Here is a 25,621-nt window from a genome sequence, read left to right on the forward strand (position 1 = left end):
TTTAAAGGTGCTCTAGCATAGAATATAATTAATAATAATTAGTAATAGGAGCATTTTATGTATTACTTCGGTAATTTTGATAGAACTAATAGATATAACCATGAAAACGCAGTAAGATACGCGCTGACCTATGCTTTAAACCCAAATCCTGAGTTTAAATTTATCCCAGGGCGTGATGATGGCGGAGGAGATTGTACTAATTTTATTTCTCAATGCCTGAAGGCAGGCGGAGCTCCCTTGGCGTTTGATTCTTCACCCTGGTGGTACAGAATGAACGGCTCAAGATCATCAGATGATACTTGGTCTGTTTCCTGGACTGTAGCTCATTCTCTTTACTGGACTCTAAAGGTGAGAAATCAGTCAAGACTAAGAGGATTAAAGGCTAAGGAAGTAAATGATATTCAGCTTTTGGAACTTGGAGATATCATACAGTATGAAGATAAAAGTGGAAGAATATATCATTCTGCAATGGTAACAGCTTTTAGCATAGATAAAGGTGGAAGAGTTCCTCTGATTTCTCAGCATAGTTATAACCTGAGAAATGCAACTCATGTTAAAGAAAAGGCTAAGAAGATGCATTTTATGAAGATTGAGGTGTCCTAATTTAAGTGAAGCATGACCAGGTGGTCATGCTCTTAAAATTTTTTGAAATATATACAAAATCAAACCAATAGAAAATTGATAATTATGTAAATATATGGTAGTATATAAATACATTGTGAGTAACCTGAAGTTACTTGCGTTAGTAAGCAAAGCTATTGAAATTAATATAGTTTTAAACAAAGGATGGATAGCCTATGAATAAAAAGTATACTGTCATATCAATTTTACTTGCTATAGCAGCCTGCATATTAATAGTTTATTTTTCAGGAATGGTGGGAAAGCCTAGTGTACTGACCTCCAGAGGAAAAAGGACAGTGCTTTATGAAAGAGCCAAGGTAATTAATATAAAAGCTGAAAAGTTAAATGATGATACAGTAGTGGAAGGCATGAAATTAGGAAATCAGGATATAGATATAGAAATACTTACAGGAAAATACGCAAAACAAAGGTTTGCTGTAAAAAATGGATTGAGCAGACTATACAATGTTAAAGTTGAAAAGAATATGGAGGTTATTGCAAGCCTTTATCTTAATGATGGAACACTTAGCGATATAAGCCTTTACAGCTATAAAAGGGATAAGGTTATATATGTATTAATTGCAATTTTCTTTTTAGTCATATTAGCAATAGGGAAGCTAAAGGGACTAAAATCTATAGTATCCTTAATTTTTACAGGAGTTATGGTTTTATTTTTTATGGTTCCAATGATGTTTAGGGGCTTAAGCCCAATAACCGCAGCAATCATAACAGCTATTGCAACAACAGTAGTTACGCATTTACTCATCACAGGCTGGAGTAAAAAATCAGCATCTGCAATGCTTGGAACAATTTCTGGAGTAATAGTTGCTGGAGTTATATCTTATTTAGCAGGACAAGCTGCACATCTCTCAGGTGTAACCATGGATAATGCCGAGAACCTTATATATGTTGCTGAAAATTCAAAGTTCAGTATAAATGGCTTAATGTTTGCTGCAATTCTAATAGCTTCTTTAGGAGCTGTAATGGACGTAGGAATGTCAATTGCTTCATCAATTTATGAAATGCACAGTGTAAATCCAAAATTAGATAAAAAGCAGCTTTTTAATTCAGGGATGAATGTTGGACAAGATATTATCGGAACAATGTCAAATACTCTTATATTAGCTTTTGCTGGAAGCTCGCTGCCATTAATTATTTTAATAATGGCATCTAGTATGCCATATTTGCAAATTATGAATATGGATTTGATATGTACAGAACTTATTCAAAGTTTGGCGGGAAGTATTGGTATTGTACTTACTGTGCCGATTACTGCGTTTATTTCAGTGGCGTTTATTGAAAGCAAATATCTTAAATTTAATAACAATAAAAAACTTAGGGGTTAATCCTAAGTTTTTGTTTCTTAGCGAAATGTAATAAAATTACATAAATTTAATATAATACTAATACTCTACAAGTTTGAATTCATTTTAAGTATGAACTACTAAGCAAGACTTAATATATATTTTCATTGATTATTAAAATAAAGGAGGGATAAGACAAGTTTATTATATCATTACCCAACATTGTATAAACTTAGCTACATAACAACTAGTGATTGCTGTGTAAAATACAAAAATCAAGGGGGAACATTGTTTGTTAAAGAAAAAAGATTTTAAAATTTTGGGATTAGTAATGACTTTCTTACTAGTTTTTTCTAACTTTGTTGGTATAGGCAATATAAATATAGTTAAGGCTGCAGGGGCAGGTACTTGGGAATTGCCTTATAGCGTGACTGAAGCAATTCCAGTACAAGACAACAGGATAGCCACAGTACAAGGGTATATTGTCGGGCAGCCAACATCAGAAAAAACTGTTTTATTTTCTGATTTTGATGGAGATACTGCATTTGCTATAGCTGATAGTAAAGATGAAAAAGATGTTACTAAAATGCTTTATGTGCAGCTGCCAAAAACTCCATCAGAATTAAGAGCGAATTTTGGATTGAAGACAAATCCAACCGCAGCTGGGAAATATGTAAAGCTTACAGGAAATTTGACTCCTTATTTTACACCACATCCAGGTTTAAAGAGCACAACTAAAATAGAAGAGGTTAGCTCAGTTCAGATTCTTCTTAAAAACTTAAGTCTTCCTGAAATAGTTGAATTAACAGAAGGAGATAATAAAACGATTGCTGTTTCTTATGATCCAATTGATACCACTGAAAAGGGTGTGAATTGGAATTCAGCAGATGAAACAATAGCAACTGTAGCTGATGGTAAAATAACAGGTGTTAAAGCAGGAGAAACCACAATTACAGCAACTTCAAAGATACATTCTGATATAAAAGCTTCAACTAAAGTTGTTGTTAAATCTATTGAAGATAAAGAAGGTCCCACTATAACTAGGGTAGTGCCAGCAGATGGAGAAACTGTTGATGTTAATACTCAACCTGAGGCAATAAGAGTAGAGTTTAGTGATGTTTCCGGTGTAAATGAAAATACTATCAAACTTATATTAGATGGTACTGCATTAACAAGTGTTGAAAAAACTGCTACAAGTATATCTTACAAATTGAGTACACCACTAAGTGAAGGGAGCCACTATGCTAAGGTTGAACTTTCTGATACAAAAGGAAATCCTTCAACCAGAGAGTGGTCTTTTACAGTAGGAAAAGCAGCACAAAAGCAATACAACTTATACTATGGTCAACTTCATGCCCATACCAGCCTATCTGATGGTGTAGGTACTCCTGATGAAGCTTATGAATGGGCGAAAAACAATGCAAAGGCTGATTATGTTGCTATAACAGATCATTCCAATTGGTTTGATAATGATAAAGCAAGCGAAAATATAACTGATGTCAGCCAGTCTACAAGCACAGAGTGGAAACAGCTTCATACTTCTGCAGATAAATATACTGAGAATGGAAAATTTGTAGGAATAGCTGGATTTGAAATGACTTGGAGTGGAAGTACAGGTGGATGGGGACACATAAATACCTTTAATACTCCTTGGTTTGCTTCAAGAAGCAATTCAGCAATGGATCTAAAAACATACTACAATAAAATTGCTGGAGATACAAATTCTATATCTCAGCTAAATCACCCAGGCAAGACCTTTGGGGATTTTGCAGACTTCGGTTTTTATTCTGTAGCTGCTGATAATGTAGTAAACATGGTTGAGGTTGGTAATGGTGAAGGGCCAGTAAGAGGTAGTGGATACTTCCCAAGTTATGAGTACTACACAAGAGCTCTTGATAAAGGATGGCACTTAGCACCAACTAATAACCAGGATAACCATAAAGGGAAATGGGTTAATGCTAATACAGCAAGAACTGTTATGTTAGCAGAAGACCTAACAAGAGATTCTCTTTATGATGCAATGAGAAATAGAAGAATATATTCTACTGAAGATGAAAATCTTAAGATTTTCTATACGGTAAATGATAAACCAATGGGAAGTATTTTAAGCAATACTGGAAGCTTAAACGCTAAGATTAAAATAGAAGATCCAGATTTAACTGATAAAATTGGAAAAGTTTCTATTATAGTTAATGGTGGAGCTGTAGCTGTTTCAAAGACCTTTGATAGCAATATCGCTGAGTGGAATTTAACACTTCCTGAAGGAAATACCTATTACTATGTGAAAGTTGATCAGAGTGACAAAGATATAGCTGTTACTGCTCCAGTTTGGGTAGGAAGCGTAGTACCAGTTGGAATATCAAAGCTAGAAGTATCACAAAACCCACAAATAGTAAATAATCCGGTAGATATAACTGCAACAGTTTATAACAACGGAACTACTGAACTGAAAGATGTTAAGGTTGAATTTTTTGAAGGTTCTATAGATGCAGAACATAAAATAGGTGAAGGTGTTATAGCTTCAGTAGCATCCGCATTAACAAGTACAACCAAAACAACTTGGACACCAAAAACTATAGGAGAAATTAAGCTTTATGCAAAAACAACTATAACAATAGATGGAAAAGAAAACAATTTTACAAATACGACTTCTATGAGCGTGGGTACTGCGGAAGAGTTAGTTAAAGTTGTAATTGATGGAGGGCATTATAATCAATATGTATCTGGAGATTACAAGGGCAAGATGCTTACTTTAGCAGATACATTGCAGCAAAAAGGCTTCATGCTTGTACAAAATAATGACGAATTAACTGCATCTGATTTAGAGCACACCAAGGTACTTATAATAACAGACCCTCAAAGTAAAGATGACAGTAAATACGGTCTTTACAAATCTAAATTTACAGATGCAGAAATTGAAGTTATTAAAAACTTTGTAAAGCTTGGTGGAAATTTAATAATAACCTCTAGAGCGGACTACAATGATAAGGGTGTTACTGATCCTAGCTATCAGAGTGCGGCCCAAGGAAACACAATCCTTGAAGCTATAGGCTCGAACCTGAGATTTAACGATGATGAAGTAATAGACAAGACTTCAAACGGAGGACAAGAATTTAGACTGTATTTCAATAATTATACTAGTTCAAAATATAATTTAACTAATAATATTCTTGATGGATATACTTACAGTGCTTACAGTGGATGTTCTGTTATATTAAAGCAAAATGGAGACGAAAGCGCTGTAGATTGGCTTGTAAAAGGACTTGATACAACAGAGATTTTAGATTCAGACCTTCAAAATGATGCTGTTCCAGTTGAAAAGGGAAATGTTTATTCCTTAGCTGCTGAAAAATTTTCAAATGGAAGTAAGGTAGTAGTTGCAGGAACAACTTTCTTCTCAGATTTTGAAACAGCAGGTGGAGATAATGCTTATTCAAATAAGCAAATTACTGAAAATGTTATAAGCTGGATGTCTGAAGCAGCGCCAGCAGAACTTAAAACAATTGCTGAAGTAAGAGTAGATGCAGACAAAAATGGAGTACCGGATAACCTAGGTAAGAGATTTGCTATTGAAGGAATAGTTACAGCTCAATCAGAGGCTGTATCTCCTAAGAATGCATTCTTTGAAGTTGTTTATGTTCAAGACGCTACAGGCGGAATAACAGTGTTCGGTGTTTCTAAAACTGAACTTAAGCTTGGGCAAAAAGTTAGAGTTACAGGCTATGTGGATGCTTATGGAGGAGATTCAGAACTTCAAGTTGCCAACGAAATTAAAGATGTTCAAATAATTGATACTTCAATAAATCCTGTAGCACCAAAGGCTATGAGTACAGCTGACAGCATGAAAGACGAAAACGAAGGTTGGCTTGTAAAGGTCGAAGGCAAGGTTACAAAGATAGATGGACAAAATATCTTTGTTAATGATGGAACTGGGGAAGCGAGAGCCTATGTGGAAGGCTATATCAATGATGGAAGTGGAAATACTGATAAGAATGGCAAGTGGGATTCTTCAATAATAGTTGGAGATAGAGTAAGCGTAATAGGTCTAGCTTCTGAGGATCCAGAAGGGCATAGATTAAGAATAAGAAACACAACAGAGATAGTAAGATTAACAGATACAGTTCCACCTGTTATCACTATTACAGGCTTAGAGAACGATGGGGTTTATAAGGAAACTGTCACTCCAGTTGTAAGTGTTGACAAGGGTACTTACTCAATGACTTTAAATGGAGATAATTACTATGGAACGCCTATAACTGATGAGAACACTTATATACTAGTGGTAACCGCAGTAAATAGAGATAATTATTCTTCCCAAACCATCATTAATTTTATAATTGATAAGACAGCTCCTGTTATTTCAATAAGTGGAGTTGAGGATAGTGGAACTTATAATAGAACAGTTACTCCGCTTGTATCAGTTAATGAAGGTAGCTATGTTATGACACTAAATGATAAGCTATATAATGGTGAAGAGATTAAAGAAGACGGAAGCTATGTATTAAGTGTTGAGGCAGTTGATAAGGCTGGAAATAGAAGCAATGTTTCTATAAAATTTATTATTGATACTACAGCACCTGAAATAACTGTTTCTGGGAACAAAACTGAATATAAATTGGATGAAACAGTTAATTTTAAATTCTCAGCATCAGATAACTTAACAGGCGTTTTATTACTGAGTATTGTTGATTATAAAGCTGAAGCTTACAATTTGAGTATAGGTAAGAATATAGTTACGGTAGAAGCTATCGACAAGGCTGGGAATAAGGCAGTGCTTAATGTGGAGTTCGAAGTGAAAGTAACCTATGACAGTCTGGGCAGCTTAACAGAAAGATTTGCCAATAAGAAAAATCCATCTCTTGTTAACAAGCTTCAACAGGCAAAATCTGCTGAGGGTAAGGGAAATTTAAAGCAGAAAGAAGCCATGCTAAAAACTTATATAAGTGAAGTTAAAGTACAAAGAGGAAAAATGATTGACACTGATAAAGCTGACCTGCTAGTAAAATTTGCAGAACAGTTGTAAAAAGAGAAGCGAGAGCCAAACTTGGTTCTCGCTTCTATGTTATCTAAACTTATTTTTAGCTATATCCAAGAGTTTTTCTTTAGTATTTAACTCCGGCTTTTCCATAACCTTCTCAAGTAAATCCTTTAAAACAACACCAATTTCCTTACCAGGCTTAACTCCAAGCTTAATCAAATCATCTCCAGTAATTTTGAGCTGGCTTACTGTAAATGGTTCACCATTATCAAGTATCTTCTTAACATCATTTTTTCTTTTCAGGATGGGGCTATAATCTGCATTCTTTTTATGGCCTTTGCTGTCAGCAATCTGAAGTTCAAAAAGATCGTCTAAGTTCTCAACTCCAACGCGTGAAATAAATTTTTTCAGCGTTTTGTTTTTCATGTTATTATATGCAGACATATGCTCTGTTACAATAATTAGAACCTTCTTAATTGTAGCATTGTCGTATTTTAATCTCTTTAAAATAACTTCCGACATTTCTGCGCTAACTATATTATGACCGTAGAAATGGCCGATACCTTTTTTATCGATAGTAAAGGTTCTTGGCTTTCCTATATCATGAAGAAGAGCACCTAATCTAACAGGCAGGCTTTCAATAGAATTATCTAAAACCGCCATAATATGATCAAACACATTCTTGTCGTGGTGTGGATTTTTTTGGTCGAAGCCTACAGATTCGTTAAGCTCAGGAATTATATTATCTAAAAGTTTAGTCTCCTGGAGCATTATAATACCTCTACTAGGAACAGGTGACATAAGAATTTTATCTAGTTCATCACGGATTCTTTCTGAGCTTACATTCTTAAGAAGATGATAGTTACTGCCTATAGCTTCATAGGTGTCTTTCTCTATACTAAACCTAAGTTGACAAGCAAACCTTATTGCTCTAAGCATTCTTAAAGCATCTTCAGTAAAGCGTTTATTCGGATCACCTACACATCTAATTGTCTTATTTTTTAGATCTTCAATACCATTAAACATATCTACAAGGCCTTCAACCTCATTGTAAGCCAAGGCATTTACGGTAAAATCTCTTCGACTCAAGTCTTCTTTCAAGGAACGAGTAAATACAACTTCATCTGGATGGCGGTTATCTGAGTATTCGCCATCTATTCTATAAGTTGTTACCTCGTAATTTTCCTTATTTATTACCACAGTAACAGTCCCGTGCTTTATGCCTGTAGGAATGGTTTTATCAAAAAGCTTTATAATTTCCTCAGGAAGTGCACTGGTGGTTATGTCCCAGTCCCTAAGCTGTCTTTTCAGCAAGCTATCTCTAACACAGCCACCCACTATATAGGCTTCGAAATTATTTTTATTTAAAGTATCTAATATGAAAGATACATCTTTAGTCGTTTCAATTTTCATTTGCATCTACCTCATTTCAAGGACAAATCATTTCTTATATTACTAGTATAGCATTTTTAACTGTTTTTAATAAATAAAAAAGAAAAGGACTAGCCTTTTCTTAAATTAATTCGACCAAATAGCAGTTCCTGCAGGTATGTTGTCATATATAAATTTTGCATTTTCTGTTGCAAGTCTTACACAACCGTGCGATGCAGGTACACCTAAGGTACTGTCTATAATTCTTTCGCCTTTATTATCATATAATACGCTGTGGAAAAGGTAATTACCTTTGATTTGGGTATACCACTTGCAGCGAGCTCCTCCATCTGCTATGAAGTAACTGCCCTTTACACCAACTTCAAAGTTTCCTTTAATTGTCGGAGTATAAGACTTTCCAGTAGAGCAGACCATTGATTTTAGAAGCTTCCAATTCTTATTTGAGCCTGTAAAAATATTAACCCTCTGTTTTGGAATATCAATCCAAATAAGATATTTAGTTTTGCTAGGAAAATTTTTATTGTTTATATATTGCTCCAATGATGCTGCACCATTGGTTTTTGGTGGAGTCACTGATGAGGGCTTTGGTGCTGGCGGTATATACGTAGTCTCTGCAGTAGGATTTTTTTCTAGAGCTTTGAAGGTTGCAGGTCCAACAACTCCATCTGCATTAATTTTATTTCTCTTTTGAAAATCTATTACAGCAGCGGTTGTTGAAGAACCATAATCACCATCAACAATAAGTTTGTAGCCAAACTTATTTAGCTTTTGCTGTATTTCTTTAATTTTTTTACCTTTATCACCCTGCCTAAAAGTTGTAGGTTCCTTTGGTAGTTGATCAGCAGGGGGAGTAGGTTTTATTTCTTCTTTAGGAGATTCAGAAATTGGAGCAGGCTTTACTTGATCTTTAGCAGGCTCGGTTGTTACTGGTATAATAACAGGAGTGTTAGGTTGATCAAGACCTAAGTTAGTATCCTTAGTACAGCTGGTTAACGAAACAGCAAGTAAAAATGGTAAGACAAATGCTAAGGCTTTCTTATTCATTAATACATAACCTCATACCAATATTTTTAAGGATAAATCAATCTCTTACCATTATATTCAACTAAAGCAGGAATGTTACAAAAAATGAACAGACCATATAATAAAGTCTGTTCAGTAAATCAAAATTATTTTTTAAGCTGTCTTTTTTAACTCTTCTCTATCTATACCTTCATCCTTTATAAGCCAAGAGCTTATAAACATAGCAACAAATGCAGGTATAACCCATGCGAAACCATTGCTTGCTAAAGGAATCAGAAGGAATATGCTTTTAATTGCTGTAGGCAAATAACCAAGACCAGTTAAAGTATCAATTATGCTGACAACAAGTGTTGTATAAACTGCTGCAGCTACTACTTTATTGTGCTTTATCAATTTTCCCATCAGTGTAGTTAATATGAGGACTATAACCACTGGATAAAGTATGCTGAGAATTGGAGAAGCAAACTGCACAATATTATCCACTCCCATCATTGCAACAAATATGCTTAATACTGTTATAAGCATCACATTAACCTTATAGGAAACTTTTCCATTCGTAAGTGTTTTGCTGAAAAATTCTGCTGCTGTAGCTGTAAGACCAATGGAAGTAGTCAGGCAGGCAAGAGCGACAGAAAGTCCAAGTGCTATGCTGCCAAAGCTGCCTAAAGTTCTACGCGCTATCTCAATAACTAATTCAGTCTTCGTTATATCTTGGGGAAATATTTGAACTGTTTGAGCACCTAAGTAAAGAAGTCCTCCATATACAAAAGCTAAACCAAGCACTGCAACAAGACCTGCTTTAATTGTTGTGGATACTATTTCAGAGTTTTTCTTATAGCCTCTAGAAGCTACCGAGGCAATTATTATAGAAGAAAACATAACAGAAGCCATTGCATCCATAGTTTGGTATCCCTCTAGAAGTGCTCTTGGCAGTACATTTGCAACTGGAGTTGCAGTTATCGCCCCTATAGGTGTAACAATACCTTTAATAATTATTGAGGCAAGCATTAAAAGTAAAATTGGTGTTAGTATTTTTCCTATGTTATCAATTATTGAAGAAGGCTTCAATACAAAAGCTAAATTAATTAGAAAGTATATTATGATAGCTGCTAGTGGACTTATAAATGGGAACAAAGGCTTTATACCTAATTCATATGTAGTAGCAGCAGTTCTTGGTATTGCCAAAAGAGGACCAATAGCAAGTACTAAAGCTGTACCTGCAATCAGTGAGAAATTTTTTGACACTTTGCTGGCCATATCATCAAAGCTGCCATTGATTTTAGCTGAAGCAATAATGCCCATAAGAGGAAGTCCAACTCCGGTTAAAAGAAAGCCGATTATAGCAGGTAAGAATTTAGTTCCAACCATTTTTCCTAAAGTTGGAGGGAAAATTAAATTTCCTGCTCCGAAGAACATTGCAAAAAGTGCAAAGCCGATTACTATTATGTCTTTTGAAGATTTTTTCATAGATTCCTCCTAAGTATATTACTGTAAGTCTTTAAGTATATTGTGCATAAATAATATAATATTATGTTTCATAGCAATTGTACAAGCAAAATATTAACTTTATTTTTGATTTTTAGGGGGAGGGAAAGAGGTGATTGGTTAGTTTTCCATAAACTCCTCATATAAACTCGTCATGTGACCTTGTATAATAAAAGGCACAATAAATAAATTTATTAATATGGTGAGGAGGTTTAAAAATATGAATAGATTTATGAGAAGTTTACTTTTAACATCGGCTTCTTTTTGTATTTTACTAAGCGGTTGCTCACCAAAGATAGATACTGCCCAACATGAGAACATGACAAGTAGTGTACAAGAATTTTCAAATGCTGGCACTGCTGATAATATAGATTTGACAGAGCAGTGGGCAATAATCCACACGAAAAGCAATTTAGCATGGAAGGTTCATAAACAGAAGAAGCAGATAAAGGTTGCTGTAGTGGATACAGGGGTAGATTATAATCATCCTGATCTTAAAGATAGAGTGTTAAAGGAGGAGGGGTTTAATTTTATAAATAACAGCAATGATACAATGGATGACAACTGGCATGGCACCCATGTGGCGGGGATAATAGCTGCGGATACTTCAAATAACTTCGGGGTTGCTGGTGTAGTTGGAAATTATGATGTAAAGATAATACCTGTTAAGGTTCTAAATGGAAAAGGCGAAGGATCTTCTGATATAATGGCTATCGGAATAAAATATGCTGCAGACAAAGGTGTAGACATAATAAATTTTAGTGTAGGTTTTGATGTTATGGATCCTTATATTGGGGAAGCTATTAAATATGCAAGAAGTAAAGGAGTTTTTGTGGTAGTATCTTCAGGAAACAATGATAGAAACTCCGACTTTACTAGCCCTGCAGGAGATGAGGGGGCATATACAGTGGCTTCTATTAATTCAAATGATGAAAAAAGCATATTTTCTAATTTTGGTTCTTCGGTAAAAATCTCAGCTCCAGGTGAGAATATACTAAGTACTATTCCTGGAGGTAATTATGATTATAGAAATGGTACAAGCATGGCGGCCCCAATAGTAGCTGGTGCTGCAGCTATGATGAAGGCGGTTAATCCCAATTTAACACCAGAACAAATAGAACAAATACTAAATAAAACAGCAGATGATGTGATGGAAAAAGGAAAAGATAAAAGTACGGGTTTTGGAATATTAAATGCTGAAACTGCTGTGGAAATGGCTGATAACTATGATAAAGTATAGAAGGCATTAAAAAAGCGTAATCTTGTGTATTTAGTACAAGATTACGCTTTTGTTATATATCATAAATATGCCTTGATAATAATCGGTATGTGATATATTATATAAATAATATGGTATCATAATTGTGATATTTTACATATAATATTGTGTATTGTTATCATTTTTATCATGAAATTAGGGGGAAGGGTAATGGCACTTGCAGAGGAAAATCTAACAGAAGGACTGGAATATGATTTGAAATATTTAAAGCTTTTGTCAAATCAATATCCTACAATAGCAGAAGCTTGTACGGAGATTATTAATCTTCAGGCTATACTTAATCTGCCAAAGGGAACAGAACATTTCTTAACGGATATTCACGGAGAATATGAGCCTTTTATCCATGTGCTTAAAAATGCATCAGGTGTTATAAAAAGGAAAATAAATGATATTTTTGGGAACTCTTTGAGAAAAAAGGATATAAAAAGTCTTGCTACACTCATTTATTATCCAGAGCAAAAGCTTGAGCTTATGCTTAAGGATGAGAGTAACATAGAAGATTGGTACAAAATAACTCTATACAGGCTCATTGAAATATGCAGATATGTATCTTCTAAGTATACTCGTTCAAAAGTTAGAAAAGCACTTCCCAAAGACTTTGCATATATAATCGAAGAATTGCTTCATGAACAGCCGGATAGGCTTGATAAGGAAGAATACTACAGTGAAATAATAATGACAATTATAAGAATAGGAAGAGCAAATGAATTTATTACAGCTATATCAAAACTTATTCAAAGATTAGTAGTTGATAGGCTTCATATTGTAGGAGATATATTTGATAGGGGACCTGGTGCTGATATTGTTATGGATACTCTTATGAATTATCATTCAGTAGATATTCAATGGGGAAATCACGACATTCTTTGGATGGGAGCAGCAGCAGGAAGTGAAGCATGTATTGCTACTGTGCTAAGAATTTGTGCCAGATATGCTAATTTAGATACTATAGAAGATGGTTATGGAATAAATCTTCTGCCTCTTGCTACATTTGCATTGGAATTTTATAAAAATGATGATTGTTTGAATTTTAAACCTAAAATAGAAAGCGATAAAAATTACAGTGAAAAAGATATTAAGCTTATAGCTCAAATGCATAAGGCTATTGCAATTATCCAATTTAAACTTGAAGGTGAAATAATTAAGAGGCGTTCTCATTTCAACATGGAGGATAGACTTCTTTTAGAAAAGATAAATTATGGTGAGGGTACAATTGATTTAGAAGGGAAAAATTACAAATTGAAGGACATACATTTTCCTACTATAGACCCTAAAAATCCATATGAGCTCACTATAGAAGAAAGAGAGCTTATGGAAAAGCTTAAGTCTTCTTTCCTAAATAGCGAAAAGCTTCAAAAGCATATAAGTTTTCTCTTTGCGAAAGGCAGCATGTATTTAAACTATAATTCGAATCTTTTATATCACGGATGTATTCCTTTAAATGAAGATGGAAGTTTAAAAAAAGTTAAGATAGGTGCTACTGGACGAGAGTACAAAGGAAAAGAACTCTTAGATAGATTTGAAATACTGGCAAGAGAAGGTTATTTTTATAAGAACAATCCTGAAGCCAAGCTTTATGGTATGGATGTTATATGGTACCTTTGGACTGGAACTGATTCGCCTCTCTTCGGTAAAAACAAGATGACTACCTTTGAAAGATATTTTATAGCAGAGGAAGAAACTCATGTTGAAAAGAAAAATCCATATTTTAAATATAGAGACGATGAAAAAATGTGTGCTTCTATTTTAAAAGAATTTGGACTTAATCCTGAAAGTGCACATATAATTAATGGTCATATACCTGTAAAAAGCAAGAAAGGTGAAAGTCCAATCAAAGCAAAAGGTAAGTTGTTAGTTATTGATGGGGGCTTTTCAAGAGCTTATCAAGGGCAGACAGGAATAGCGGGTTATACTCTTATATATAATTCATATGGATTAGTTTTAGTTTCTCACGAACCTTTTGAATCTACTCAGAAGGCAATAGAAGAGGAAAAAGATATACTTTCTACAACTGTAGTTTTAGAGCAGGAGGTTGAGAGAAAGCGGGTAGGAGATACTGATATAGGAATTGAACTTAAGCAGCAGATAAGAGCTTTGGAAATGCTGCTTGAGGCATATAGGAAAGGTCTTATAAAAGAACAGAGATAACTTAAGATTAATAAGTAAGTGTGGATTAACTGCTTCTCTAGTCAAACTATAGAAGCAGTTAATTAGTTTTAAGGAAAACTTAAGAATTATTTAGATAATTATTTAATAATTAAGTGATACCATTGACTTGTAGGATTATTAAAGTATGGTAATATGAGTAAAAATATAAAACTTAATAAAAAATTATAGGTATTATTATATTTATATGGTAATATATATTTATAATTATTTTGTGTTGGAATTATATTTTTCTTTTTTATTCATACCGAAGGGAGAGAAATTATCTAATGGCTGATATTTTCGAAAAATGTTTTAACTATAATGATGCTAAAGAGGCGATAAAGGCTGGAATATATCCTTATTTTCACGCCCTTACTTCTGGGCAGGATACAGAAGTTATAATCGGGGGAAAAAGAGTAATAATGCTTGGCTCCAATAACTATTTGGGACTAACCTCAGACCCAAGACTTAAGGAAGCAGCTATAAAAGCTGTAGAAAAATATGGCTCAGGCTGCTCAGGTTCAAGGTTTTTAAATGGAACGCTAGATTTACATATTGAGCTTGAAGAAAGATTGGCAGCTTTTGTTAAAAAGGAAGCTGCACTTGTTTTTAGTACTGGTTTTCAAACTAATTTAGGAATTATATCTGCAATAGCAGGAAGAAATGATTATATAATCGGAGATAAACAGAATCACGCAAGTCTTGTTGATGCTTGCAGACTAAGTTTTGCAAAGTTTTTAAAGTTTAAGCACAATGACATGGAAGACTTGGAAAGGATTTTAAAGTCAATACCAGAGGATAAGGGAAGACTTATAGTAGTTGATGGGGTATTTAGTATGGAAGGAGATATTGCAAACCTTCCAGAAATAGTAAGACTAGCTAAACAGTACGGAGCTAGAGTAATGGTTGACGATGCCCACGGATTAGGGGTTATGGGAGAGTACGGAAGAGGTACGGCAGAATACTTTGGACTTGAGGATGAGGTTGACATAATAATGGGAACTTTCAGTAAGTCCTTAGCAAGTCTTGGCGGATATGTTGCTTCCAAGGAAGATGTAGTAGATTATATAAAACATCATTCAAGACCATTTATCTTCAGTGCTTCAATACCTCCAGCAAGTGCAGCAGCAGCTATGGCGGCTCTTGATATTTTACAAAAAGAACCAGAAAGAATTAAAAGACTTTGGGATAATGCTAAGTTCATGAAGGAAAGCTTTGAGGCTATTGGACTACCAGTTGGAGAAACTAGAACTCCAATAGTTCCTATAATTGCAGGAGAGGATTTTAAGGCCTTTAAGCTAACTATGATGCTTCTTGAGGAAGGGGTATATGTAAATCCAGCAGTTGCACCTGCAGTAGAACCAGGCTGTGCACTACTTAGAACAAGCTATACGCCAACACATACAAAAGAACAGCTTGAATTTGCATTAGGAGCTTTTGAGAAGGTATTTAAGGCTAGCGAGCAAACAGCTTAATACAGGTCCGCTATAGGCGGACTTTTTTTCGAGTTAAATTGAAAAGGTATACAAAAGGGGACATAAGGACTAATAGTACTTATGTAAAAAGATAATACTGGGGGGGATTAATATGAAAAAAATCAAAACATTATTTAGATATGCCTATAAATATCGCTTTAAGTACTTAATAGGCATTAGTTTTCTTATCCTTGTGGACATGCTTCAACTTATACCGCCAAAACTTTTAGGCTATATAACAGATAACATATCGAGAGGAACAGCAACTAAAGACTTGCTTCTAAAGTACATAGCATACATAATTGCTATTGCTTTTCTTATGGCTATTGGCAGATACGTATGGAGAATGTATATAATAGGCACATCGAGAAGAATTGAATATGACATGAGAAACAATTATTTTAAACATCTTCAAACGCTGTCTATTAATTTTTACAATAAAAATAAAACTGGAGACTTGATGGCTCTGGCTACTAATGATTTAAATGCTGTAAGAATGGCTTTAGGTCAGGGAGTTATGATGCTTACAGACTCCATAACTTTAACTATAACAACTATAATAATAATGATCTCAATTAATTTAAGACTTACACTGCTCTCGCTAATTCCACTTCCATTTGTAACTCTAGTAGCACTAAAATTCGGAAAAAACATTCATAAAAGATTCCTAAAGGTTCAAAAGGCTTTTTCAAAGCTTACTGAAATGGTTCAAGAAAATTTCTCAGGCATACGAATTATCAAATCCTTCGTACAGGAACAGAAGGAATATGAAAAGTTTTTAGAAGAGAATGAAAACTATCTAGAAACCAATATGTCCTTAGTAAAGGTTATAGTTATATTTCATCCCGTTATAGAATTTATAGCTTCCTTAAGCTTTGTAATTTTCTTAGGGGTAGGAGGTATATTTGTTATCTACGGCTATATTTCACTTGGAGATTTTATTGCCTTTAATATGTATTTAGGAAATTTAATATGGCCCATGATGGCTTTTGGATGGGTTATTAATAATATTCAAAGAGGTTTTGCTTCATTAGAGAGAATAGAAAAGGTTATGAATGAAAAGGCAGAAATAGTTGATAAGGCTGTTGAGGAAACAGACTCCATTAAAGGAGACATAGTAGTAAACAATTTAACCTTTAGTTATCCAGGGACAGAAGTACCAGCTCTTAATAATATAAGTCTTTATATTAAAAGCGGAGATACCTTAGGTATTATAGGTAGGACAGGAAGTAGCAAAAGCACCTTGGTAAATCTGCTTGTTAGGCTCTACAACGTAGAGGAAGGTAAAATAACCATTGGTGGAAAGGACATAAGTAAAATTCCACTAAAGGTTCTAAGAGAAAACATAGGCTTTGTTCCTCAAGATTCCTTCTTATTTTCATCTACAGTTGGAGAAAACATAAATCTTCCCTTTGAGAAACTTGATATGGACAAGGTAATTCAAGCTTCAAAGGATTCTGATATATATGAAAACATAATGGATTTCTCTGAGCAGTTTGATACTGTAGTAGGAGAAAGAGGTGTAACCTTATCAGGTGGACAAAAACAAAGAATATCTATTGCTAGAGCCCTTATAAAGAATCCTGAACTTCTTATATTAGATGATTGTTTGTCGGCAGTTGATGCTAAGACAGAGACAAAGATTCTTGAAAACTTGAAAAGAATCATGGAAGACAGGACCTCTATAATAATTTCTCATAGAATCTCAGCAGTTAAGGATTCGAATTTAATTGCAGTTTTTGATGAGGGAAGAATAATTGAGCTTGGCGCTCATAATGAGCTGTTAGCTAATAAAGGACTTTACTATGATATATATGAAAAACAGCAGCTTGAGCAGAAAATACAAGAGCAGGGGGAGGTTTAGTTATGGAAAAATACAACGAAGAGAGCTTAGCTAAATCCTATGACTCAAGACTTATGAAAAGGCTCTTAATTTATGCAAAGCCGTTTAGAATGTATCTGATAGCAGTTATCTTGTTGATGCTTTTAGGTACAGGATTAGATTTATTAAGACCAATACTTATTAAAAATGCCATAGATAATAATATAAATGGTTACAAAAAGCCTTATACTATGCTTCAAGAGCCTGTTGCTAACAGCATTAAAATAGGAGACAGCTATGTTGCTCAAGGAGAAAGGGCAGGAGGTAAGGCTGTTACTATGCTTTACTATGATAAAAAATACTTCATTGCCGATGGAAGAGTAAATGAACAAAAGCCCTATGCTATAAATGTTGATAAGCTTACTCAAGAGGGAAATACATATACAGTATATCCTTTAACTAGTGAAGAGTTAAAAGTGCTTAGAAGAGATGATGTTGCAGGTGTTATAAAGACAGTGATTTATACTTTGTTAATATGCATTTCAGTATTCGCACTTGGATATGTATGGATGTATCTTCTTCAGGTAGCTGGTCAAAAAATAATTTACAATATTAGAAATGATCTGTTTAAGCATGTTGAAGGCTTGTCGCTTTCCTTCTTTGATAAGAATCCAGTAGGAAGGCTTGTAACAAGAGTAACTAACGATGTAGAAGCCTTAAATGAAATGTATACTGGCGTTTTGGTTTATGTATTTAAGGATATATTTATTATTGTGGGCATACTCATTGCAATGTTTTCTCTAAATGTAAAGCTTGCTCTAGTTATACTAGCATCAGTCCCTTTTGTCTTAGCTGGTTCTATCATATTTAAGAAATATGATAGAGATGCTTACAGAGATGTTAGAGCAAAGCTTGCTAAAATAAATTCTTCCCTTTCAGAAAATATATCCGGAGTAAAGACAGTTCAGATATATCATAAAGAAGAGAAAATGTTTAATGAGTTTGATGGAATAAATAAATCCTATTTCCAAGCTTCAATGAAACAGCTTACTATTTTTGCACTATTTAGGCCTTCAGTAGATCTGCTTTCAACCTTAACTTTGGCGGGACTTTTATGGTTTGGTGGATTAAAGGTGTTGAATCAGGATATACCTGTGGGAATGCTTTTTGCCTTTGTAAGCTACTTAATGCAATTCTTCCAGCCTATATTTGATTTGACTGAAAAGTATGATATACTTCAGTCTTCAATGGCTTCTGCGGAGAGAATATTTTTGCTTATGGATAATAAGGATATGATAAAAAATATAGAAAATCCCGTTCATATTGAAAGACTTAAAGGTGAAATAGAATTTAAAAATGTTTGGTTTGCCTATAATGATGAGCAATGGGTTTTAAGAGATGTAAGTTTCAAAATCAGACCTGGAGAAAAGATAGCCTTTGTAGGGGCAACTGGAGCAGGAAAAACTTCTATAATAAGCTTAATAAGCAGGCTCTATGATATACAAAAGGGTGAAATACTGATAGATGGAATAAACATAAAGCAAATGGATCAGCAGGAGCTGAGAAAAAACTTGGCAACAGTTCTTCAAGATGTTTTCCTATTTACTGGTGATATTAAGAGCAATGTAAGATTAAATAATGGCAGCATAACTGATGAGGACATTATAAAAGCCTGTAAATATGTAAATGCAGACAAGTTTATTGAGAAACTTCCTAATAAGTATGATGATGCTGTAAATGAAAGAGGAACTACATTCTCTCAAGGAGAAAGACAGCTTATAGCCTTTGCAAGAGCTATAGCATTCAATCCTCCAATTCTTGTTTTAGATGAGGCAACATCAAATATAGATACAGAAACAGAAAGTCTGATACAGGATGCATTAAATAAGATAACTAAAGATAGAACTACTATAATAGTAGCTCATAGGCTATCAACCATAAAAAATGCAGATAAGATTATCGTACTTCACAAAGGAAAGGTTAGAGAGATAGGAAATCATGAAGAGCTGCTTGGAAAAGAAGGGCTTTACTATAATCTTTATAAACTGCAGTATAAAGAATTAGAAGGCACTAAGTAAAAGCTTTCATCTAGATAAGAAGATATCGTGATATCATGATATCTTCTTATGCAATCAGACTTTACTTATAATCCTCAATAATATAAACTATAGCGTAGAATAGATTCACAAAAGATTGAGGTGACATATGAAGCATCTTTTTATTATTAATCCGGCAGCAGGTAAAGGAAAAAACCTTAAACTTATACCTATAATTGAAGAAATATTTAAAAATAAAGAGGACAAGTATTTTATTGAAATAACAAAATGTGCTGGTCATGCAACCGAAATAGCAAAAAGCTATAGTCAAAAGGGAGATTACAGAATATATTCTGTAGGAGGAGATGGAACTCTCAATGAGGTTTTAAACGGAATGGTGAACAGTTCTAGCTCTCTAGCAGTAATCCCATGCGGAACGGGTAATGATTTTATAAAGAGTATATATAATTTTTCAAAAAACTATAAAATTGAGGATTTACTCATGAAAATCATAAATGGAAAAGAAAAATTTATAGACTTATGCACTTTTAACTATAGATATTTTATTAATATCGCTTCTGTAGGCTTTGATGCAGAGGTTGCATACAATGCAATAAAAGTCAAAAAGTTTCCTTGTGTGGGAGGAATGCTGGCCTACATTATTGGAATTATTATAACTGTATTTAAATATAACAGCTATAAGCTTAAAATTAACATTGACGAAAAGGTTTTAGAATTAGATGGACTTCTTGCGGCTATCGCAAATGGTAGATATTATGGCGGAGGTATTTTTGTGGCGCCAAAAGCTAGAATAGATGATGGTCTTTTCAGCATTTGTGCTATAGAAAAAGTCAGCAGATTAAAAATACTTGCTCTTTTTCCGAAGGTTATAAAGGGAACTCACGAGGATATTAAAGAAGTTTCTTTTTACCAAGGCAGTAAAGTGAGAATAGAAAGCGACAAGCCTGTGGCTTTTAATATTGATGGAGAGATTACGAAGGGAAAGATAGCAGAATTTAAAATAATAAAAAACGGAATTAAAATTATTTATCCATAACAAAGAGCAGAAATTAATTCTGCTCTTATATTTACAATTATTTGTCATAAAATGCATTAGACTTTTTATATAATTTAAAGTAAAATAATAATGCTGCTTACGAGCAGATAAATAAAAATGTAGTATTTATATATAAGGATTATATAGTTGGGAGGTTAGGTGATTGAGCTTTTATTCGCTTTTTTCAATAGCAATTGCACTGTCCTTAGACGCTTTTGGTGTTGCAGTTTGCATAGGCTTAAATAACCAAGTAAGAAGGAATAATAAATATTTATTTGCATTATCATTTGGGTTTTTTCAGTTTTTATTTTCATTAATAGGAGCTTATGCAGGTTTTTTATTTAATACATATATAGCCAGTATGCCTGAAGTTGTTGGCGGCATTGTTATAGCTCTTGTAGGAGCTATGATGATAAAAGAAGGTTATGAAAACCAGGGTGAATGTCCTCTTATTAAGCCAAGCATGTATTTTGTTTTAGGTATGTCTGTAAGCATTGATGCAATGGTGGTTGGGTTTACAGCTTTTCACGATATTGCAAGTATGGCCGCTAGACTTAGTGATACCATATTCATAGGAGTTGTAACCTTGGTAATGTCTTTAGGAGCATTTTTCCTATCTAGATATTTAAAGAGAATTGATTATATAGGAAAATATGCGGATTACTTAGGGGGAGTAATACTTGTATTGTTTGGATTAAAAATGATACTTCTATAAAGCATAAATACATATGTGATAAAAGTTAGGTATAACAGCCTAACTTTTATTTTTAGTTTATATTTATAGTTTTTATGGCAATGCTATATTATATACTCTTTTAGCAAAGGAGTGAGATATTTTGCTTGGAGAAATTTTTATTTTAGTGATACTTATAGGAATTAATGCTTTTTTTGCTGCTGCAGAAATAAGTATTATTTCTTTAAGAGAAATAACTTTAGAGAAAAAGGCTAATGAAGGTGATAAGAAAGCAGAGCAGCTATTGAACATTATTAAAGAACCAAGTAAGTTTTTATCCACAATACAAGTAGGAGTAACACTAGCAAGTTTTTTTACATCAGCCTCAGCTGCAGTTGGCTTATCAAAAGTATTGGAAGATTCCCTACGAGTTTCAAGTATTAGCTTTTTAGTTAAATTTGCTCATACCATATCTTTTGTTTTTATTACTATATTTATATCTTTTTTATCCTTGCTTTTCGGAGAACTAATACCCAAAAGGCTTGCTCTTAGAAGGTCAGAAAAAATTGCCTCAATGGCAGTTGGAGTAATTAGAGTTATAGATAGGATAGCTATGCCTTTAGTATGGGCTTTAACGAAAGCAACAAATTTTTTTGTAAACCTAATTTATGGCTCTGAAAGTGAACATGAAGATCAAATCACTGAAGAAGAAATTAGAATGATGATTAATGTTGGTGAAGAGCGAGGGATATTTAGAAAAACTGAAACGGATATGATAAACAGTATATTCCAATTTGATGATACTACTGTAAGCGATGTTATGACACCAAGACCTGATATGGTAATGCTTTCACTTGATAGTGGTTTTGAGGAAACTTTAAAGGTGATTATAGATGAGAAGTATTCCAGAATACCGGTATATGAAGATAACATCGACAATGTAGCTGGTGTTTTATATACAAAAGATATAATAGATTATATGGCTTTTAACAGTGAACAGGAGGAATTTAAACTTTCTGATTTTATTAAGGAACCTTATTTTGTTACTGAATATATGAAAATAGATATGCTGCTTAAGGAAATGCAAAAGAGGAGTACACATATAGGAATAGTTATTGACGAATATGGCACTACAGCTGGACTTATAACTATAGAAGATATGCTGGAAGAGATAGTAGGCAACATTTATGACGAGTATGATGAGATGGAAGAGGAAATAGCAATAAAGGGAGAGAACGAATTTGAAATAGATGGTGGAATTAATATGACAGAACTTAATGATCTGCTAGATACAAATTATTCTGAAAACTATGATACCGTAAGCGGACTTCTGCTTGATTCTTTTGGCAGATTTCCTAAAAAAGGTGAGAGTATTCTAATTGAGGATAATGTATTTACGGTTTTAGAAGTTGAAAACAGAAGGATTAAAAAAATACTTGTAAAAAAGAATAGCTAGGTAAAGATATAAAATGCTTAGAGATTTATAAAGAATGTGTTATAATGTTACCATAATTGTTTGTGTGGTGATATGATGGAACTTGAAGCTTATCTTAAAAAATGTAACATTAAAGTAACAAAAGGAAGATTAAATATACTAGAAATACTTTTAAACAGTGAAGATGCGGTAAGTGTTGATTATATATATGAACAATGCAAAAGCAGGGGCTTATCTATAGATTTGTCCACAGTTTATAGAACTATGGAGATTCTAGAGAGCAAAGGTATTATAGATAAATTTAATCTTGGAGAAGGTAAGTTTAATTATAGAATCAAAAAGGAAGTTCATAAGCATACTTTAGAGTGCAGTTTATGCCATAAAGAGGTGGAGATAGACTGTCCTATGGTACAGATAGAGCAGATAATAAAAAATAGAACTGGCTTTACTCTTATGGAACATGATTTGAAGATTAAAGGTATTTGTGAGGATTGCAAAAAACATAAATAAAGAAATGGGTTGGCATGTTAAATACCAACCCATTTCTTATTTTAATAAAGATGATTTGCTTCCCTTAAAAACTAAGACCAATATAAGAACGACTACAGACACAAGAGCAATAGTACCTCCAGGTGCACTGTTTATATAATAGGAAGAAACAAGTCCTGTAATAATGTCAATTAATCCAAACAAAATAGAAAACATCAAGGTCTTCTTAAAACCTAAATTAAGCTGGAGAGCAGTTGCAACAGGGATAACAATCATAGAGGATATAACCAGTATTCCCATTATTCTTATAGAAACGGCTATGGTTGCTCCAACTAGGAGTGTAAATAAATAATTTATGAGCTTAACATTTATTCCTGAGGTGTAAGCTCCTTCTTCATCAAAAGTTATATATACAAGTTTGTTATATAAAAATAACAAGACAACTATTGAAATTATACTCAATATAGCTATTATATATAAGTCTTTCCTAGTCACTGTTAGTATACTTCCAAACAAATATGTATTCACATTTGCTGTTGATTTTCCTGTGCTGATTAAAATGATAGCAAGGCCTACGCTAAATGTAAGTATAATTGACATAACAAGCTCAGCGTATTTTTTATAATAGTTTCTCAAAAATTCGATTAAAAGCCCGCAAATTGAAGTGAATATAAATGCGCTCAGAAGCGGGTTAAAACCAAAAATTAGTCCAACAGCGATTCCTGCCAAGGACGAGTGAGACAGGGTGTCACCCATCATGGAATATCTCCTAAGCACAAGAAAAACTCCAACGGTTGGGCATAGTATGGAAATCAAAATGCCTGCTATTAAAGCATTTTGCATAAAGCTGTACTCTAACATATTTTCCTCCATTCTTCAACAGTATATAAAGTACCATTTCCTCTTTCCATTTTGTATATATGAGTAGAGTTTTCCAGAGCAGCATTTAAGTTGTGCTCTACAGAGACAATGGTTACACCCAAGTCTTTATTTAATTTCTTTAAGAAACTGTATATTTCTTCTTGACTTGGAATATCAATTCCTGTTGAAGGTTCATCAAGAATGATAAGTTTGGGAGTAGCCATAATGGCTCTTGCAATAAAAATTTTTTGCTGCTGGCCTCCAGATAAAGTTCCAATAAGAGAGTTCTTATACTGAAGCATGTTTACTTTTTTTAAGCTGTCAGTAATTAAATTTTTATCTTTAAGTTTAAGTGTTTTGAGATGGCACATAAGCATCTCATTAACCGTTATAGGAAATTGAGAGTTGTAGCTCTCCATTCTTTGAGGAACGTACCCTAACATATTTGTTCTCAAACTTATACTTCCTGAATGAGGCTTTAAGAGTTTTAAAATTAGCTTTATGAGGGTGCTCTTTGCACTTCCGTTTTCCCCCAGTATTGATACGTACGATCCAGCCTTAATGTTCAGATTTATATTGTCTAGCAAGTAGGGCTGAGCAGAATTATAAGAAAAACATAAGTTCCTAATATTAATCATAAAAATATTAACTCCATTTATAAATGATATATAAAGTATTGACTAAAAATAGCCTAAGTATAATTATATAACTAAATGCAAATTGTTTGCAATACTATTATATTATAATTTATAAAAACAATTCTTATTTAATTATCTAAAAAGGTATATATATAACTACAAGTACTTAAGGTTTAAGTAACTCAAGTACTTGTAGTTTGTAAAAGTTTATAGCAAATTTTATTTATCAAGAATAGAAAACACATAAACAAATCTAGTAGCATGCTCTTGCTCATCTGTTATAATTTCAAAAAGCATATCTCTAAGCTTCATATTTGGAAGCATAGATTGAATTTTTCTATAGAGCTCAACAGCCTCCAGTTCACCGTTAATACTTGTTTCCACAGCATCAATAAGCTTATTATAGGTTTCTACTTGTGGAGCAGGTATGTCAATCATCTTTCCTGTAAGAGCATAATATATCTGTTGGAACATTTTGTAGTGTTTGCCCTCGTCCATATAAGCAAATTCAATTTGTTTTCTAATTTTTTCAGTTTTGGACATTTCCATCATATTTTTATATTTTATTCTATCATGTCTTTCATCCTTCATCGCTTCCTTGATTAAATCCAATAAATTCTCTCTTTTAGGCAGGTGCTCCCTATAAAGGTCCTCATAATACTCGGGGTTTATTCCAAAATACACTAAAATTCCCTCCTGTTAATTGTTCGAAAAAAGACATCCTGGTACATACTATGATTGAAGAATATTTTTTGCTACAGAGAAGCACATGGTTAAAAAACTTATAAATGGAGATAAAATAGAATCAAGGCTTCAAAAACAGATGAATAGAAAGGCCAAGGCTCGTGGTGGAGTAGAGTGTAAATTTTAAATTATTGTGAAAGTGAAGTAATTTGTATGTTATT

At 33.5% G+C, this 25,621-nt stretch carries 18 protein-coding genes; 12 read left to right on the top strand and 6 right to left on the bottom strand.

Going from position 1 to position 25,621, the window contains the following annotated elements:
- The first annotated feature begins 57 nt into the window (after nucleotides 1–57).
- The 3 genes from NBE98_RS00990 (at nucleotide 58) to NBE98_RS01000 (ending at nucleotide 6,948) form a co-directional block, all read left to right on the top strand.
- A complete protein-coding gene (locus NBE98_RS00990) occupies nucleotides 58–603 on the top strand; it encodes an amidase domain-containing protein (RefSeq protein ID WP_250811448.1) in 546 nt (181 codons plus the stop codon).
- A 194-nt stretch (nucleotides 604–797) separates the two neighbouring features.
- On the top strand, nucleotides 798–1,967 hold the full coding sequence (locus tag NBE98_RS00995) for a YibE/F family protein (protein ID WP_250811450.1): 1,170 nt from the start codon (nucleotides 798–800) through the stop codon (nucleotides 1,965–1,967).
- Between the two features lie 250 nt (nucleotides 1,968–2,217).
- Complete coding sequence (locus NBE98_RS01000) at nucleotides 2,218–6,948, top strand: CehA/McbA family metallohydrolase (protein ID WP_250811457.1); 4,731 nt, start codon at nucleotides 2,218–2,220, stop codon at nucleotides 6,946–6,948.
- A 39-nt stretch (nucleotides 6,949–6,987) separates the two neighbouring features.
- On the opposite strand, the gene NBE98_RS01005 is transcribed toward NBE98_RS01000, so the two are convergent.
- From NBE98_RS01005 to brnQ, 3 genes are all read right to left on the bottom strand, one after another.
- Nucleotides 6,988–8,316, bottom strand: coding sequence for a CCA tRNA nucleotidyltransferase (locus NBE98_RS01005; protein WP_250811459.1), 1,329 nt, complete (start codon nucleotides 8,314–8,316; stop codon nucleotides 6,988–6,990).
- A gap of 105 nt (nucleotides 8,317–8,421) precedes the next feature.
- Nucleotides 8,422–9,339 carry a L,D-transpeptidase family protein gene (locus tag NBE98_RS01010; protein WP_250811461.1) on the bottom strand — a complete coding sequence of 306 codons (918 nt, stop codon included), beginning with the start codon at nucleotides 9,337–9,339 and terminating at the stop codon, nucleotides 8,422–8,424.
- A gap of 132 nt (nucleotides 9,340–9,471) precedes the next feature.
- Nucleotides 9,472–10,785 carry a branched-chain amino acid transport system II carrier protein gene (gene brnQ / locus NBE98_RS01015; protein WP_250811464.1) on the bottom strand — a complete coding sequence of 438 codons (1,314 nt, stop codon included), beginning with the start codon at nucleotides 10,783–10,785 and terminating at the stop codon, nucleotides 9,472–9,474.
- 238 nt (nucleotides 10,786–11,023) lie between these two features.
- On the opposite strand from brnQ, the gene NBE98_RS01020 reads away from it, so the two are divergent.
- The 9 genes from NBE98_RS01020 to NBE98_RS01060 all read left to right on the top strand — a co-directional run bounded on the left by NBE98_RS01020 (nucleotide 11,024) and on the right by NBE98_RS01060 (nucleotide 23,238).
- Nucleotides 11,024–12,043 carry a S8 family serine peptidase gene (locus tag NBE98_RS01020; protein ID WP_250811466.1) on the top strand — a complete coding sequence of 340 codons (1,020 nt, stop codon included), beginning with the start codon at nucleotides 11,024–11,026 and terminating at the stop codon, nucleotides 12,041–12,043.
- Between the two features lie 189 nt (nucleotides 12,044–12,232).
- A complete protein-coding gene (locus NBE98_RS01025) occupies nucleotides 12,233–14,230 on the top strand; it encodes a fructose-1,6-bisphosphatase (RefSeq protein WP_250811467.1) in 1,998 nt (665 codons plus the stop codon).
- 287 nt (nucleotides 14,231–14,517) lie between these two features.
- On the top strand, nucleotides 14,518–15,705 hold the full coding sequence (locus NBE98_RS01030) for an aminotransferase class I/II-fold pyridoxal phosphate-dependent enzyme (protein ID WP_250811470.1): 1,188 nt from the start codon (nucleotides 14,518–14,520) through the stop codon (nucleotides 15,703–15,705).
- A 112-nt stretch (nucleotides 15,706–15,817) separates the two neighbouring features.
- A complete protein-coding gene (locus NBE98_RS01035; protein ID WP_250811471.1) occupies nucleotides 15,818–17,569 on the top strand; it encodes an ABC transporter ATP-binding protein in 1,752 nt (583 codons plus the stop codon).
- 2 nt (nucleotides 17,570–17,571) lie between these two features.
- A complete protein-coding gene (locus tag NBE98_RS01040; RefSeq protein WP_250811472.1) occupies nucleotides 17,572–19,605 on the top strand; it encodes an ABC transporter ATP-binding protein in 2,034 nt (677 codons plus the stop codon).
- A 127-nt stretch (nucleotides 19,606–19,732) separates the two neighbouring features.
- On the top strand, nucleotides 19,733–20,620 hold the full coding sequence (locus NBE98_RS01045; protein ID WP_250811473.1) for a diacylglycerol/lipid kinase family protein: 888 nt from the start codon (nucleotides 19,733–19,735) through the stop codon (nucleotides 20,618–20,620).
- A 163-nt stretch (nucleotides 20,621–20,783) separates the two neighbouring features.
- Nucleotides 20,784–21,335 carry a manganese efflux pump MntP gene (locus tag NBE98_RS01050; protein WP_250811474.1) on the top strand — a complete coding sequence of 184 codons (552 nt, stop codon included), beginning with the start codon at nucleotides 20,784–20,786 and terminating at the stop codon, nucleotides 21,333–21,335.
- 121 nt (nucleotides 21,336–21,456) lie between these two features.
- Nucleotides 21,457–22,749: a hemolysin family protein gene (locus NBE98_RS01055; protein WP_250811478.1), complete on the top strand. Its 1,293-nt coding sequence runs from the start codon at nucleotides 21,457–21,459 to the stop codon at nucleotides 22,747–22,749.
- Nucleotides 22,750–22,824: 75 nt separating this feature from the next.
- A complete protein-coding gene (locus tag NBE98_RS01060; protein WP_250817416.1) occupies nucleotides 22,825–23,238 on the top strand; it encodes a Fur family transcriptional regulator in 414 nt (137 codons plus the stop codon).
- A gap of 36 nt (nucleotides 23,239–23,274) precedes the next feature.
- Here the strand turns inward: NBE98_RS01060 and NBE98_RS01065 are convergent, their stop codons facing one another.
- The 3 genes from NBE98_RS01065 to NBE98_RS01075 all read right to left on the bottom strand — a co-directional run bounded on the left by NBE98_RS01065 (nucleotide 23,275) and on the right by NBE98_RS01075 (nucleotide 25,400).
- On the bottom strand, nucleotides 23,275–24,078 hold the full coding sequence (locus NBE98_RS01065) for a metal ABC transporter permease (RefSeq protein WP_250811480.1): 804 nt from the start codon (nucleotides 24,076–24,078) through the stop codon (nucleotides 23,275–23,277).
- Nucleotides 24,072–24,716: a metal ABC transporter ATP-binding protein gene (locus tag NBE98_RS01070; protein ID WP_250811482.1), complete on the bottom strand. Its 645-nt coding sequence runs from the start codon at nucleotides 24,714–24,716 to the stop codon at nucleotides 24,072–24,074. Before NBE98_RS01070 ends, NBE98_RS01065 begins: the two co-directional genes overlap by 7 nt.
- A 219-nt stretch (nucleotides 24,717–24,935) precedes the next feature.
- On the bottom strand, nucleotides 24,936–25,400 hold the full coding sequence (locus NBE98_RS01075) for a ferritin-like domain-containing protein (RefSeq protein WP_250811484.1): 465 nt from the start codon (nucleotides 25,398–25,400) through the stop codon (nucleotides 24,936–24,938).
- Nucleotides 25,401–25,621 lie beyond the last annotated feature (221 nt).

The organism is Clostridium swellfunianum (assembly GCF_023656515.1).
Classification (GTDB): Bacteria; Bacillota; Clostridia; order Clostridiales; family Clostridiaceae; genus Clostridium_AT; species Clostridium_AT swellfunianum.

What these genes read in the sequence shown, in the direction of transcription:
- brnQ (WP_250811464.1), bottom strand. Translation starts at nt 10,785, where the DNA reads ATGAAAAAATCTTCAAAAGACATAATAGTAATCGGCTTTGCACTTTTT.
- NBE98_RS01035 (WP_250811471.1), top strand. Translation starts at nt 15,818, where the DNA reads ATGAAAAAAATCAAAACATTATTTAGATATGCCTATAAATATCGCTTT.
- NBE98_RS01045 (WP_250811473.1), top strand. Translation starts at nt 19,733, where the DNA reads ATGAAGCATCTTTTTATTATTAATCCGGCAGCAGGTAAAGGAAAAAAC.
- NBE98_RS01030 (WP_250811470.1), top strand. Translation starts at nt 14,518, where the DNA reads ATGGCTGATATTTTCGAAAAATGTTTTAACTATAATGATGCTAAAGAG.
- NBE98_RS00990 (WP_250811448.1), top strand. Translation starts at nt 58, where the DNA reads ATGTATTACTTCGGTAATTTTGATAGAACTAATAGATATAACCATGAA.
- NBE98_RS01060 (WP_250817416.1), top strand. Translation starts at nt 22,825, where the DNA reads ATGGAACTTGAAGCTTATCTTAAAAAATGTAACATTAAAGTAACAAAA.
- NBE98_RS01025 (WP_250811467.1), top strand. Translation starts at nt 12,233, where the DNA reads ATGGCACTTGCAGAGGAAAATCTAACAGAAGGACTGGAATATGATTTG.
- NBE98_RS01005 (WP_250811459.1), bottom strand. Translation starts at nt 8,316, where the DNA reads ATGAAAATTGAAACGACTAAAGATGTATCTTTCATATTAGATACTTTA.
- NBE98_RS01040 (WP_250811472.1), top strand. Translation starts at nt 17,572, where the DNA reads ATGGAAAAATACAACGAAGAGAGCTTAGCTAAATCCTATGACTCAAGA.
- NBE98_RS01065 (WP_250811480.1), bottom strand. Translation starts at nt 24,078, where the DNA reads ATGTTAGAGTACAGCTTTATGCAAAATGCTTTAATAGCAGGCATTTTG.
- NBE98_RS01010 (WP_250811461.1), bottom strand. Translation starts at nt 9,339, where the DNA reads ATGAATAAGAAAGCCTTAGCATTTGTCTTACCATTTTTACTTGCTGTT.
- NBE98_RS01020 (WP_250811466.1), top strand. Translation starts at nt 11,024, where the DNA reads ATGAATAGATTTATGAGAAGTTTACTTTTAACATCGGCTTCTTTTTGT.
- NBE98_RS01070 (WP_250811482.1), bottom strand. Translation starts at nt 24,716, where the DNA reads ATGATTAATATTAGGAACTTATGTTTTTCTTATAATTCTGCTCAGCCC.
- NBE98_RS00995 (WP_250811450.1), top strand. Translation starts at nt 798, where the DNA reads ATGAATAAAAAGTATACTGTCATATCAATTTTACTTGCTATAGCAGCC.